Below are 13,922 nucleotides of genomic sequence, written 5' to 3' on the forward strand. Positions count from 1 at the left end.
TCCTGGAGCAGGAACCATGTTCAAAGCTCTGTGCACCCTTTGCGGGGCCCTGGTCGTTTCTAGCGTGAGCGTGGCCGGCGCGGCCGGAATTCAGGGAGATTACGTCGAGGCCCGCACGGCTGATGTTTTCACCGGCCCTTGTTTCTCCAATGCCGAAGCTTTCATCTATGGCAAGCAGGCGATCATGGCCTGGAAGGTGACCGAAGGCGCGTACAACGGGGTTGAGCTCAACGGCTTGAGCGTCGCCGCGGCCCTGCAAGCGACGACGACTCTCTCCGAAGACAAGCCCGATCAGGCCAGCGCGGTGATCATCGTGGATGCCAACGCCAACCCGCGTCAGCGCGAGGCCTTGATCGCCATGGCTCGTGAACTCGGCGGCAAGCGGCTGGCCAACGTGGTCGTTGTCAAGTCGGCGCGGATCAGCCTGAAGGTCGAGGCACACTCGGTGGCCGATGCGGCGGAGACCCAAGCCGCGCACGGCATGCCGCACGCGCCTCGCGCCTCGTTCTGGGCCGCCAACCTGGCTCAGATCGTCACCCGTCCGCTCGACGAAGGCGACCACTTCTGCGGCAACGAAGTGGTGGCCTACACTCCGCTCTCCAAGGGCGTTGTGGCCGTGCCGGCCTACACCCTCGGCAACCAGTACAAGGGGCAAGGTCTGGAGTCGACCTGGGACGACCCGAACTGCCGCAGCAGCTATGTCGGCCGTTTCACGCTTTGAGCCCAAGGCCGAGGTTCTCGGCCGATCCGGTTGACCCATGATGCGCCGAGGGGAGGCCCGATCCGACCATCGGGCCTCCCCTCGGCGTTTTCGCGTTGATGACGCATCCAGCATGAGCCCATGTGGGACAAGGCGGCGGATTCCGCCGCACTGACGACTCCTCAAGACGCTTGAGAATCGAGACCCCTTATGCGTTGGAACCGTGTTCTCGCCCTGGTCGGTTTGCTGCTCCCCGTCAGCGTTCAGGCCCAGGAGTTGTTCAAGCTGGAGCCGTTGAAGGAGGCACCTCCCGCGGCATTGGCCGGACCCATCAAAGAGGCGCTGAACGCCGAGGGGATTCGGGTCGTCGACGACCAGGGGAAACCGTATGCCGACATCTGGTTCCGCAAGGCGACTCCGGCCGCCGGCAAACCGGGCGGTCCTCAGGGACCGATCCTGTTTCCGACCCTCAAGACGGGGGAACTGATCGGGGCGCTTCGATTCGCCGCGGAGGGGCGCGACTTTCGCGACCAGGCCATTTCCAAAGGGGTGTACACCCTGCGTTATGGGCTTCAGCCCATGAACGGCGACCACCTTGGCGCGAGCCCGTTCCGCGACTTCGCTCTGCTCTTGCCCGCGGCGAAGGACAAGACGCTCGGCGACCTCGCGCAGAAGCCGTTGCACGAAGAGAGTGCGGAGTCGGCAGGGACCAGCCACCCCGCGATCTTGATGTTGCTCGAGGCCCCTGAGTCGGCACCCAAGGGGGAGACTTCAATCGTCCACGACGAGGAAAAGAACACCTGGGGCGTCGTCTCGACCCTGAACCTCGTTCCCAAGGGCGAAACCGCGGCGTCTCCGCTCCCGGTTCAGCTCGTCGTGATCGGCGTGGCGGCGAACTGAGCGCCCGGCTTCCCTTGCATTCGAAGCGTTGATTGTGACGGAACGTTCCTGGTTAAGCTTCGCTGAGCCCGTCATGACCTTATAAATGATTGGTAATCTGACGGCGGTCAGGATCGTCCGCAATCCCTTTTTTTTTCAACGACCTGCCAGAGAGTGAGGAATCATCCTCGTTCCCACGGTCCTCCGCTATGCCTTACCCACAAGTCGTAAGTCGTTAGCAATCCGGAGGTTACGGAAGGGGGCTGTGGCCCGAGCTGGATGCCACAACTGGAGGACTCTCAAGCACTTGCGCCGATGACCCTCGCTGGACACCGGGCCAGACCCCCCACTTGTGGGTAAGGCATAGCGGGGGACCGTGGGAACGAGTTGCGAGAGGCTTCCTGGCCTGTATCGGGTTGTTGTTATTTTTGCTTTTGACGAGGTTGCATGCCGCTCCCCTTGCTGTTCGCCCTTTTCCTGGCCTTTGGGCTCGAGTCGGCAGGCCCGTTCCATCCCCTGACTCAGGCCGAGCTCGGGAGCCGGGTCACAGCCGTGCTCGGCCTGGTGGCGTCGGTCTCCCTGGCGTCGATGGGGGTCGGCCTCTGGGTTTCGAGTCGGGTAGGGCGTGCCGGGAACGCAAGCCAAGCGCTGCGCCGTGGGTATTCGCGGTGCGCTCGGATTCTCGAGATGGGTATCCTGGTCAGCTACAGCGCGATCATTCACCAGTGGCAGTGGCCTCGCGTGGTGCGGACCGCGCTGGGAACCGGTTCCGTGGCCGTCGTTGAGGAAGCCCTGATCCTGCTCCCGTTCGTCCTGATGCAACTCGTGAGTTGGTGGGGCCTTTATCCCGCCGAGAAGAAACTGCGGGCCGGTTTTGGAGTGACCCGGACGACCGGCCGTGGCCGTTACGTTCTGCTCCGGGCGCGGCAGACCCTCGGCCTCGTGCTGCCGGTCCTGGTCGTGTTCTCGCTCGGGCAAGACCTGGTGAGTCGCCAATGGCCGGGGCTGTCGGCCAGCGCCTGGGCGTTGCCGCTCGAGGTCTGCCTGATGGGCGTGCTCGTCCTGGTCCTCTCGCCGGTCTTCATCCGGCTGGCCTGGCCGACCCGGCCCCTGCCCCACGGGCCGTTGCGCGAACGCCTCGAACACCAGGCGCAGCGGCTTGGCTTCCGCTGCTCCGATATCTTGATCTGGGATACCGGGCAATCGGTCGTCAACGCCTGCGTGACGGGATCGTTGCCCCGGTTCCGCTACGTGCTCCTGACCGATGCCCTGATCGACTGCCTCAACGACCACGAGATCGCCGCGGTCTTCGGCCACGAGATCGGTCACATCGCGCATCGCCACCTACTCTATTTTGGCTTCTTCTTCCTGGGGAGCCTGGGCGTGTTGGCATTGCTGGGCGAGGCGATCGACCCCCCCTTGCTCGCGCTCTCGAACGTCCTGGGGGGCCAGGCGCACCCGATCCTGGCCACGATCATCCAGGCGGCGATGGTCCTGCTCACGGCGGGTCTCTACTTCCTCGTGGTGTTCGGGCATGTTTCGCGTCGTTTCGAGCGGCAGGCGGACGTCTTCGGCTGCCGAGCCGTCTCGTGCGACCAGGTCGAATGCCCGCCCCACCACGACCTCGATCGGCTGCCGGGCCGAGCCGCGTCGGCGTCCGGACTCTGCCCGGTCGGGATCCGGATCTTCGCCAACGCGCTGACGAACGTCGCCAACTTGAACGGCATGGAGTTCCAGACCCGATCCTGGCGGCACGGCAGCATCGCGCGACGGATCGCTTTCCTCGAAGGGCTGGAGGGAAAGCCCGAGGCGGTGACCCGATTCCAGTCGGGCGTCTCGCGACTTCGGGTCATCGTGGCCTTCGGGTTGATCGCGGCCGTCTTGATCGCGCTGGCGACCGGCTCGGTCGAACACTTGCGTTGAACGCCGGTTCTGGCGGGCCGACTCCACGCCGGGGCGCTGCTCGGCGAATGGGGGCTCCGGCTTGAGGAAAAGTCAGGCGATGTGGCTTTGTCGGTTGGACTGACTTTGGTATAGTCCGCGGACATCTTCCGGACCCGGACAAAGGACGTGTCCGCCCCGCGACAAGGAGGTCGTCGCCATGCCTCAGTGGCCCATCCGAGTCAAGTTGATCGCTGGCTTGACCTTGGTCGTCGGCATGATGCTCACCCTCATGGGCGGGTCGATCTTCGGCCTGCACGCGTTCCACGCGAGCAACCTGAAACTGGTCGACCAACTCCACGAATTGGGGGCATCGAAGGAACTGCTGCAAGTCGTCGTTCCGCTCGAGAGCATGGGGGACATCGACACGCCGGCCGAACGGCTCGAGCTGGAAACCAAGGTTCACAAAGCTCAGAAGGCGTTGCTCGACTATCACACTTGGCTTCGCAAGAATACGACCCAGGGCAACCGCGCCGACGACGGCCGCGACGAGTTGGGGCTGGCCTTCCTGATTGACAGCGACCTGACGGCGATCCTGAACGAGCTGAACCAAGGCCCGCCGATCGAACCGAGCCTGCCCGGGACGACGACCTACCTGGCCCGTCACCCCGAGGCTCAGCCGATCGCCGTGGCCGGTTCTCAGGACCCGCTCAGGCTCAGCCAGACGATCGCGCGGCTGAACCATCGGGTGATGGAACTTCCGGACATCCTCCACCGCGATTTTTACGCGGTCCTCACGATGTCGAAGAACCAGTATCAGACCAGTCGGGTCATCGTCTGGACCTCGGCCCTGACCGTGATGGGGATGCTCTGCGGACTCTCCGCCCTGTTTCACCGCTGGGTCTTGTACCCGGTCCGGCTCTTGCAACGGGGGGTCCGTCGCGTGGCGCGGGGTGGCTTCGACTATAAGATCGACCTCAAGACCGGCGACGAGATGCAGGCCCTGGCCGAGGCGTTCAACGACATGACCGCGCGGTTGAGCGTGACCTATGCCGATCTCGAACGCCAGGTGCATGAGCGAAGCCGTCAGCTCGTTCGATCGGAACAACTGGCGGGGGTCGGGTTCCTGGCCGCGGGGGTGGCCCACGAAATCAACAATCCGTTGGCATCGATCGCATTCTGCTCCGAGGCGCTCGAGAACCGCCTGGGGCCAATGCTCGACGCCCACGAGGGCGCTGACGCCAAGGTCGTCCGCAATTACTTGCGAATGATCCAGGAAGAGGCGTTCCGCTGTAAGAACATCACCGAGAAACTGCTCGACTTCGCGCGCTGCGCGGAGATTCAGCGGGAACGGACCGACATGGCCGGCCTCATCCAAGGGGTGGTCGAGATGATCCGTCATATGGGCAAGTATCGCGGGAAACGGATCGTCTTTCAGCCGCGTGAGGCCGTCATGGCCCACGTGGACAGCCAGGAGATCAAGCAGGTCGTCCTGAACCTGGTGGTCAACGCGCTCGATTCGATGGAGCCGGAAGGCACCCTTCGGATCGAGATGCGTCACGCCGAAGGGATGGCGGAATTGGTGTTCGCCGACGATGGCTGCGGAATGTCGCCGGAAGTGCTCGAGAACATTTTTGAGCCCTTCTTCACGAAACGTAAGGTGGGCAAAGGGACGGGGCTGGGCCTGTCGATCACGCATCGGATCGTCAGCCAGCACCAAGGGGAGATCATGGCGACCAGCCCCGGTGAAGGGGCGGGCGCCACGTTCATGGTCCGGTTGCCGATTCGCCCGGCCGATGACACCCCTCCCGAGTCGGCGATGGCTTCCAAGAATCATCGCGCGGCCTGACGCCCGAGATTTGATAATATTCTGACACGAAGGTGGGGAACTCTCCCCGATTCGGTTGAGTCTCACGGAGGAGACCTGTCTCATGGAGAAGTCCCACCAGGGTGGCCTCAGAATCTTGTTCGCCGACGACGAGGCTCACCTGCGCGACCTGATGCAGATGGAGCTTCCGCGCCTCGGCCATGAAGTGACCGTCTGCCCCGACGGGGCCTCGGCCTTGCGGGCCTTGGAGAAGGGCTCGTACGACGCCGCGCTGCTCGACCTGCGGATGCCCGGCATGACCGGCATCGAGGTCCTCGGCAAGATTCGTCAGCTCAATCCCGACACCCAGGTCATCATTCTGACCGGGCACGCCACCGTCGATACCGCCGTCCAGGCGTTGCGGCTGGGGGCGTTCGACTACCTGACCAAGCCCTGCAAGTGGGCCGAGCTCGAGGTGATCCTGAGCCGGGTCAGCGAACGCCGCGACCTGACCAACAAGGCGGCCGCGCTCGAGACCCGCCTGAAGAGCGCGGAGGGGTCGCCGACCCTGATCGGCGAGACCCCGTCGATGCTCTCGGTCCGCCGCCTGATCGACACGATCGCGCCGACCGACGCCAGCGTGATGATCCTGGGCGAGACCGGCACGGGCAAAGAGCTGATCGCTCGCAGCCTGCACGACAAGAGCAAGCGCGCTACGCACAGCTTCATCCCGGTCAACTGCGGGGCTTTGCCCGAGAACCTGGTGGAAAGCGAACTGTTCGGCCACCGCAAGGGGTCGTTCACCGGCGCGGACACCCATCGCAAGGGGCTCTTCGAGGTCGCCAACGGCGGCACCCTCTTCCTCGACGAGGTCGGCGAGCTCGATAAGAGCGTTCAGGTCAAGCTGCTCCGGTTCCTGGAGTCGGGCGAGATCCGCCGGGTCGGCGAGAACGACCCGTTCCGGGTCGACGTTCGCGTCCTGTGCGCGACCAATCGCGACCTCCGCGAGATGATCGAAGCGGAACAGTTCCGCGAGGACCTGTTCTTCCGGGTCAACACGTTCGAGATTCACCTGCCCCCGCTCCGCGAACGCAAAGGGGACATCCCCGCGCTCGCACGCCATATGCTCATGCGATATGGGTCGCGCCGGGCCGACCTCGACACGGCACTGACCCCCGAAGCCATCGCCGCGCTCCAGACGCACGATTGGCCGGGCAACATCCGCGAGCTGGCCAACGCGATCGAGCGGGCCACGATCCTCTCGGGCGGCGGCCCGATCTATCCTGAGCATCTGCCGACCCAGGTCCCCTCGCGGCGCTCGTTGTCCACCATGGCGTCGTCGGCCTCAGCCTCGGCGGTCGCCGGCCCTCATTTCCAGATTCCCGACGGGTCGCCCACGCTTCGGGACATCGAGATGAAGTACATCCAGGTCATTCTGGAGAAGCACAACGGCAATAAGCCGGCGGCCTCCAAGGAGCTAGGCATTAGCCTCAAGACCCTCTACAATAAGATCAATCAACTTCAGCAAACCTGAGCGCGCAACCAAGGCGACCCGGGCCGGCGCGCGAGTGGATGAAAACTCGATGCGCACCACCTCGCTCCTCAAAATCCTCGGCGCCTTGCTGCCGGCCATCTGTCTCGGTTCCGTCGGGAGCGCCGAGGCGCCCCCCGGCGGCCGCCGCGACGCTCAGGCGGCCCTGAAACCCTACGGTTCGCTCGTGGGCAAGTGGCGCGGCTCGGGTCAGCCCGAGCGTGGGAAGATCAAAGGGGCCTGGCGTGAAGAGGCGTCCTGGGCCTGGAAGCTTAGCGCCGACGACGCGGCGCTCGAAGCCACGATCGACAAGGGCAAATACCTCAAGTCGGTCGTGCTCCACCCTGGTCCCAAGCCGAAGACGTATACCCTCGCCGCCACCCTGGCCGACGGGTCCTCACGGACCTACCAAGGGGCGGACAACGGCAAGAAAGCACTCGTCCTGACTGCCGATGGCGCCGGTGACGGGGTCCGCCGCATCACCCTCACGCCGCTCCACGAGACGCGTCTCTTGATGAAGCTGGAGGGGCAGGACCCGGTCAACCGGATGTTCTATCAACTCGGCGAAGTGGGGTACACCCGCGACGGTGTCGCCTTCGCCGCGGGTGAGTCCGGTCCGATCTGCATCGTCACCGAGGGGCGGGGAACGATGACCGTTTCCTATCAAGGCAAAACCTACCACGTCTGCTGCTCCGGCTGCCGCGACCTCTTCAAGGAAAACCCGGAAGCCGTGCTGGCCGAGGCCGCCGAACGCGAGCGTGAGAAGGCCAAAGAGGCGAAGTGACTCAGGACGATGAGTCGACTTTTGTCGCCTTGAAGAGGTGACCATTTCTACCCAGGGACGCAAGTCCCTGGGTACAAGACAAGATGAAATCTGAATTTGTTATTGCGGCCCCAAAAGGGCGACCGTCAGCGCTGGCCCACGCGTTTGACAGTCGCCCCTCGTCCGAACGCTCAGGGCGTCTCGGCTTTGACCGGGACTTGCACGGCGTGCCAGATATTATGGTCGGCGTCGTCTTGCACCAGGGCCACCACGGCCAGGTCGTCGAGATCGAGGGGCGGCAGCGGGTGCGCGAAGGCGCGACCGCGGGGGCTGCTGGGATACGCTTCGAGGTAAGCCTCCTGGCTCTTGCGGAGCTCGGCGAGATTGACGGTCGTCTCAATCGCCGCTTTTCCCTGTTCGAGGGGCTTGCCCTCGACCCCGCCCGGGAAGGCGCGGACGACGTTGTGATGGAACCGTAGCCTGTTGCCCCCGGGTATCGGACTGACTCCTCGACCAGAACCAGGCGGAGCTTCGGCTTGGGTTCTTTGGCGGCGTCTTTGTCCTTGTCATCGGCGCCATCGGCCTTGGGCGCGGCGGGTGTGCATGTGGCCTGGGCGTCGATTTTGATCTCATCGCCGGCGCGGGTGGCGGTGAGCTTGATCTCGCACCGCTTCTCCGCGTCGAGCGCCGGCTCGATCACCTTGCGGTAGTCTTTGTATTTGCCCTCGGCGCCCGCCATCGAGCCGCCACCGCCGCTTTGGCTCTTGCCATTGAAGAAGGTTGAGGGTGTGCCGCGTACCTCCGTACCGTAATAGGTCTGTCGGGCGATGGTGTCGGGGCTGGTCAGGGGGTCGGGGCCGGGGATGTGCAGGTGGTGCTGCAAGCCGATGAACTCGGACGGTTTGTAGGTCTTGAGCAGGGCATCGAACGCGACGTCGGCCGCAACGCAAGGCGGGCACTCGGCGCCTGTGAAGATCTCCATGAGGACGACGCGGGTCCCCTTGCCATCCGGGCGGCCCGCATAGGTCTCGGGCTTGAACGGGGGCACTTTTTCGTGGTACTCGGCGTCGAGCTTGGTGTCGATTTCCTTGATACGGCTCTCCGCCTCCGCGGCGATCTCCTCCTTGCCGGCGAGTCGAGCCGAGCGGGCGAGCAAGGCCACGAGATTGCCCCGGAGCTCCAGGGAAGCGTCGGCCGGCAGCGCTTTGACCGCGGCCTGGCCCAACTCCGTGGCGAGCGCAGCGTAGTCCTTCTTGCCTTGCAGGGCTTTGAGGGCACGCGACTGGACCTCGCCCGTCCACTCGGCCCCATAGGGCTTGGCCTCGTCGCTCCACTTCTCCACCTGGGCGCGGACCTCATCCGGCCCGAGGCCGGCGGCATCGGCCCCGCTCAGGAGCAACTCGTAGGCCGCGGCGTTCGCCGGGTGGCCGGCGTTCTCCTTGATCAACTCGAGAACCTTGGCCGTCCGTTCCTTGGGGTCTTTCACCTCCTGGACCTGGGCGACCTTCTGGCGAATCGGTGAGTTCGCCAGATTGGCCACTTTCTTGGCCTCGGTCTTCTCGATCCGACCGGGATAGCCTCGCCCGCGGAACTGGATGTTGCCTAACCCTTTCGTTCGGGCTTTGTCCAGGACGCCGTCGAAGACCAACGGCTCGCCCGCTTCGGGAAACCGGATCGTGATCTGATCGCCCTTGACCGTTCCCTCGGCCTTCTTGATCGGTCCAAGCATCGATTGGGCGCTGGTGACCGCGCCGGCAAGATTCCCGTCGGTCGCTTTGACGTCGAAGATCGCGAACTCGTCTTCGCCAAATTGCATGATCACAAGCTTCCATGCGCCGGCGACGTCCGGCGCGTCCGCGTCCGCGTCTGCCTCAGCGAGTGCGGCCAGGATCGGCCGCGCGCCCGATCCGCCGATCAGGGTGAATAAGCAAGCGATCACAAGAGCCGAAATCCGGTGCATGGGACCTCCCTAGAGGGGGTGAAACGAGGTGCCTGGTCGTTCCCCAAACCATGGGGACGCTACGATAGAGAGTAGTCAACGCACCAATCAAATTGCCAAAAGATTATTGGTGGTCCGTGGGTTGGCCGCGGCGAAGCCTCGAACGAACGCTTGCTTGAACTGAAGCGGTGGGTGCTTATAATAGAACCGTCCTGATGATTCCCCCCCCCGTGGTGATGCCAATCGGTCGGCCTTCACCAACGCTGCATGTCCCAAATCGAGGGGGGAATTCCGATGGCGACTCAAGGAACGCAACAATCCACCCAGACCACCGTTGAGCGCAATACGCATCGGCTCGATCGACTGATCCATGAGGTTGAGATTCTCGTGGACCTGCTCGAGGAACAGCGCTTGGTGGAACCGTCGTCACTCGTTCCGCTCAAGAAAGAATTGCGTGAGATGCAGCGGGGCAAGTAGGCGCCTACATCGGAAGGTCACCTGTCGAGGACGAAAACGGGCGGGCCGTGCCCAATCTGCAAAGCCCTGAATCGGCCGGGATGGGCCACCCGCCTGAACTTTCGCCCCTTCGCACTCCAGGGCGGGTGTCGTTATACATGGCGATCGCGCGGGTGTTGATCGTTGACGCTTCGCTGACGTTTTGCTGACGCTTGTTTGACGTGCCTTACGTTGCCGGGTGGCGGGCGGTTGACGCGGTCATCCCGTGGCGACGACCGCGTTGAGTTGTCTCACTTGTCTTCCTCAACCACGGCTCCCGAGACGGCCGGGGGAGTGTCTGGATCGCTCCCTTGGTGGACTTTTTGATAGGCGCGTTCCGAGGCTTCCGCTTTCTTGCCGATCGGTGAGGTTTTGAGGACGGCCCCGCCGATCCCGAGGATGATGAGTCCGGCGGCAAAGAAAGCGACGAAATCCTTCGTTTCCGACCAGCGCGTGGCGACGAAGTACCACTGATAAGGCGGGAAGAAGCGAAACAGGACCACGTGATGGAACCCCTCCTCGGCCACGATCTGCTTGATCGAGGCGGCGCCCAGCAGGTAGACGATGAACCCGAGGACGCACATGAACCCTCCGACCGGAAACCGGAGGTCGGGGTAGCCCCACGAGAGGAAGGCGAGCACGGCGACGAACCCGGTCACACCGCCCGCGAGAATCAGGGTGTCCTTGGGATCGAAGTAGCTTGATCCCTTCTTTTTCTTTCGCATCCGCTTGGCCTTCGCCTCCTTCTTGAGGGCTTCGGCGGCTTCCTGCTCGGCGACCTTCTGGCGAACTTGCTCCATGGCCTCGGATCGCGACGGCAGGACTGCTTCCGTTCGCTTGCGCCCTTTCCCGCCCTCGAGCGCGGCGAGGTCGTCGAGCAACGACAAGGTGTCATCCTCGGCGTGGGGCGACGCCGGCATGGGGTCCGTGTCCGACCGCTGCGAGGCGATCGCCTGGGAACTGCTCCCGGCGGCTTTCATCGCGGAGTGTGACGTGTCGGCCCCGGTTCCGGTCCCGGCTCCGGGCACTCGCACTCCGGCCCCGCAACCTTTGCAACGGATCTTCTTGCCCGCTAACTCGGCGTTCGTTGCGTACTTGCGCCCGCACGACGGGCAATGAAACCTCACGACGGATCCCTCGGCCGACTCGCTGGGGGAACCCGATGACGCGGGCAGCGAACCCATGATTCCACATCCGCCACAGAGATATTTCCGCCCTGCCCGAGCGAGATCCACCTGGTTCACGTGCCCGCAATCGCGGCAGGTCACTTGGAGTGCCATGAGAGACTCGCCCTCCAATCGAAATCGAAATGTTAAGGAAACATGAGTGAGCCTCTCGAGGAGAGGCCGGATCCCGGTTCGGTTGGCCGGTGGAACGGAACGGATCGAACCGGGCCGTACGGCTGACCATTGGAGAGAAGTCGGCCGATCGCCGCATCAAATTGTATCAGACTCATTTGGAATGCAAAGGTCATGTCGTGACAATGGTGATGGGTGTCACCATAGTGGACATTGAAATGGGTTGTGCCCCAGGAGCACGGGATTTCGGGAAGACAAGAAGTACGGGATATCATTGGAGTCGTTGACGCATTGTAATGGCGAGGGCGGCCTTCGATCTCTCCTGCGCCTGGCGGTGGCGTGCGGAGGCCGTGGCCAGAAGGGCCGGGCAACTTGAGGATGGAAGGGAGCCTGCGATGGATGGGAATCTAAGGCGACGTCAGTTCTTGCAGTCGGCCTCGGCGTTGGGACTGGGAGTGGGCCTGGGGAGTGGGATCGGGCTGGGTGCGCTCCAGTCCGCCCGCGCGGACGAATTGAAGGTCGGGCCCGACGCGGTTCAGTTTCGGCCGGAAATCGAGCCCGTGGTGCGCTGGATCGAGGAGACGCCTCACGATCGAGCGCTGGAAGTGGCCGTCGCGCATCTCAAGGACGGACTCTCCTACCGCGACCTGTTGGCCGGCCTCTTTCTGGCGGGTATTCGTAATATTAAACCGCATCCGGTCGGTTTTAAGTTCCATGCGGTCATGGTCATGAACTCAGCTCACCTGCTGGGGCAGACCGCGGCGGCCTCGGACCGGCTGCTCCCCTTGCTCTGGGCGCTCGACACCTTCAAGAAGTCCCAGGCAAAGGACATCCAGGAAGGGGACTGGACTCTCGGCAAGGTCGACGAGGCCCGGCTGCCGAAGCCCGGCAAGGCGAAAGCCGAGTTCATCCGGGCCATGGAGGCCTGGGACCCCGAGGCCGCCGACACGGCCGTCGCCGCCCTCTCCCGGAGCGCGGGGGCCGCCGAGACCATGGAGCCGATCTGGCGGATGGCCGTCCGCGATCAACGCGACATCGGCCACAAGCCGATCTTCGCCGCGCAGAGCTGGCGGACCCTGCAGGCGATCGGCTGGCAGCACGCCGAACCGGTCCTCCGCTCCCTCGTCTTCGGCCTGCTCTACCTCAATGGCGACTCCCGGCCCGTGGCCGTCGGCCCTTACGAGGCCAATCTCGAGAACGCAGGCAAGGTGCGTGACGACTGGCAAGCCGGCAAGCCCGACCCCGGCGCGACCCGGTCGCTCCTGGAAGTCATGCGTCAGGCGACGCCCGAAGAGGCTTCGGCCGAAGCGGTCAAGCTCCTCAACCAAGGGGTCGCGGCCAGCTCGCTCTGGGATGCCGTCGTGCTCTCCGGCAGCGAGATCCTGATGCGTAGTCCGGGGATTCTCGCCATCCACGCCGTGACTTCGGCGAACGCCCTGCACTACATCTACGGAGCCAGCGGCGATGACACGACCCGGCGTCTGGCGCTGCTCCAGGGCGTCGGCTGGCAGCCGCTGTACCGCGGCCGGATCAAGCCCAAGGGCGGTCCGACGATCGATGACCTGTCGTCGTTGAAACACGAGGTCGCCAAGGGGGACGACGCGGTCGCCGAGATCTTCGAGACGATCAATGAAGGGGCCGAGGGCCGTGGCAAGGCGGCCGGCAAGACCGTGGCCTATCTCGAGCAAGGGGGCTCGACCGATCTGATCTTCGCGGCGGCGCGGCGGATGATCTTCCACAAGGGGCGTGATAGCCACGACTACAAGTTCGGCGCGGCCTCCTGGGAAGAGTGCGAGCTGGCGAGCGATCCGAAATGGCGGGCACCACTGGCAGCCGCCATGATGTTCAATCTCCCGGGCGCGAAGACCGAGGAGAGTCCCTTGATGAAACGGGCCCGTGAGGCGGTCGGAAGCATGGTCGGTTGATCCGAACTCCGGCTTCCGGAGGAACCGAAGGGATGGCCGGGGCCCGGCCTCTTGCTGGCTTCAAGAGCGCCGGGCTTCTGGGATTGGATTTAGCCCCGCATGTCGGCCTTGAGCGCCTTGTATGCGGCCACCGCCATCCGGTCGCACGCTTCGTTCTCAGGGTGGCCGTTGTGACCGAGGACGTGGGTCACGCGCACCTTGTGGCGGGTGAGGAGGACGTCGATCCGCTGCCAGAGGTCCACGTTCATGACCGGCTTCAAACGTCCTCCTTCTTTGCGCTGCCATCCCTGCGACTTCCATTTCGGCATCCACTCGGCGATCCCCTTGGCCACGTACTGGCTGTCGGTGATCAACTCGACGCGGCAGGGGCGGCGGAGCGTGGCCAGGCCTTCGATCGCTCCGGTCAGCTCCATCCGGTTGTTCGTGGTCGTCGGCTCAGCCCCCGAGGCGTCCATGGTCTGGCCGCTGGCCGGATGCTTGAGGATGTAGGCCCAGCCCCCGGGGCCGGGGTTTCCGCTGCACGCACCGTCGGTGAAGAGCCGCACAATATCAGGAGCCGCCGTTGAATCCGTCGCCATAAGCCTGTCCTTGTCTTCGTCTCTTTGCGGCCTCTCGACGATCGCCCCGCGCGGCGATCAGCGACGATCTTATCGCGTCGGGAAACTTGGGCAATGGCACCCGGTCGGTTTCACGCGAGGGAGCGA

11 protein-coding genes are annotated in these 13,922 nt (G+C 64.2%); 8 read left to right on the forward strand and 3 right to left on the reverse strand.

Annotated features, from left to right (window positions below; translation table 11 throughout):
* Positions 1–16 precede the first annotated feature (16 nt).
* The 6 genes from BUS42_RS28955 (at position 17) to BUS42_RS28980 (ending at position 7,582) form a co-directional block, all read left to right on the forward strand.
* Positions 17–721 (forward strand): DUF1326 domain-containing protein, encoded by a 705-nt coding sequence (locus BUS42_RS28955; protein ID WP_074312854.1) that lies wholly within the window; start codon positions 17–19, stop codon positions 719–721.
* A gap of 189 nt (positions 722–910) precedes the next feature.
* Positions 911–1,600: a hypothetical protein gene (locus BUS42_RS28960; RefSeq protein WP_074312856.1), complete on the forward strand. Its 690-nt coding sequence runs from the start codon at positions 911–913 to the stop codon at positions 1,598–1,600.
* A 426-nt stretch (positions 1,601–2,026) separates the two neighbouring features.
* Complete coding sequence (locus tag BUS42_RS28965; protein ID WP_074312858.1) at positions 2,027–3,502, forward strand: M48 family metallopeptidase; 1,476 nt, start codon at positions 2,027–2,029, stop codon at positions 3,500–3,502.
* A 178-nt stretch (positions 3,503–3,680) separates the two neighbouring features.
* Positions 3,681–5,309 carry a sensor histidine kinase gene (locus BUS42_RS28970; RefSeq protein ID WP_074312860.1) on the forward strand — a complete coding sequence of 543 codons (1,629 nt, stop codon included), beginning with the start codon at positions 3,681–3,683 and terminating at the stop codon, positions 5,307–5,309.
* An 82-nt stretch (positions 5,310–5,391) separates the two neighbouring features.
* Complete coding sequence (locus BUS42_RS28975; RefSeq protein ID WP_074312862.1) at positions 5,392–6,801, forward strand: sigma-54-dependent transcriptional regulator; 1,410 nt, start codon at positions 5,392–5,394, stop codon at positions 6,799–6,801.
* A 49-nt stretch (positions 6,802–6,850) separates the two neighbouring features.
* Positions 6,851–7,582 carry a YHS domain-containing protein gene (locus tag BUS42_RS28980; RefSeq protein ID WP_074312864.1) on the forward strand — a complete coding sequence of 244 codons (732 nt, stop codon included), beginning with the start codon at positions 6,851–6,853 and terminating at the stop codon, positions 7,580–7,582.
* 1 nt (position 7,583) lies between these two features.
* Here BUS42_RS28980 and BUS42_RS28985 read toward each other — a convergent pair whose 3' ends face one another.
* Positions 7,584–9,521, reverse strand: coding sequence for a hypothetical protein (locus tag BUS42_RS28985; RefSeq protein WP_254053857.1), 1,938 nt, complete (start codon positions 9,519–9,521; stop codon positions 7,584–7,586).
* A gap of 273 nt (positions 9,522–9,794) precedes the next feature.
* Here BUS42_RS28985 and BUS42_RS28990 point away from each other — a divergent pair, with 273 nt between their 5' ends.
* Complete coding sequence (locus tag BUS42_RS28990; protein WP_074312866.1) at positions 9,795–9,977, forward strand: hypothetical protein; 183 nt, start codon at positions 9,795–9,797, stop codon at positions 9,975–9,977.
* A 269-nt stretch (positions 9,978–10,246) separates the two neighbouring features.
* On the opposite strand, the gene BUS42_RS28995 is transcribed toward BUS42_RS28990, so the two are convergent.
* Positions 10,247–11,275, reverse strand: coding sequence for a zinc ribbon domain-containing protein (locus BUS42_RS28995; protein WP_074312867.1), 1,029 nt, complete (start codon positions 11,273–11,275; stop codon positions 10,247–10,249).
* A 413-nt stretch (positions 11,276–11,688) separates the two neighbouring features.
* Here BUS42_RS28995 and BUS42_RS29000 point away from each other — a divergent pair, with 413 nt between their 5' ends.
* Entirely contained in the window at positions 11,689–13,218 is a 1,530-nt protein-coding gene (locus tag BUS42_RS29000) for a hypothetical protein (protein WP_074312868.1), read from the forward strand.
* Positions 13,219–13,307: 89 nt separating this feature from the next.
* Here the strand turns inward: BUS42_RS29000 and rnhA are convergent, their stop codons facing one another.
* Positions 13,308–13,796 carry a ribonuclease HI gene (gene rnhA / locus BUS42_RS29005; RefSeq protein ID WP_074312869.1) on the reverse strand — a complete coding sequence of 163 codons (489 nt, stop codon included), beginning with the start codon at positions 13,794–13,796 and terminating at the stop codon, positions 13,308–13,310.
* Between the last annotated feature and the right edge of the window lie 126 nt (positions 13,797–13,922).

It is taken from the genome of Singulisphaera sp. GP187 (assembly GCF_900129635.1).
Classification (GTDB): domain Bacteria; phylum Planctomycetota; class Planctomycetia; order Isosphaerales; family Isosphaeraceae; genus Singulisphaera.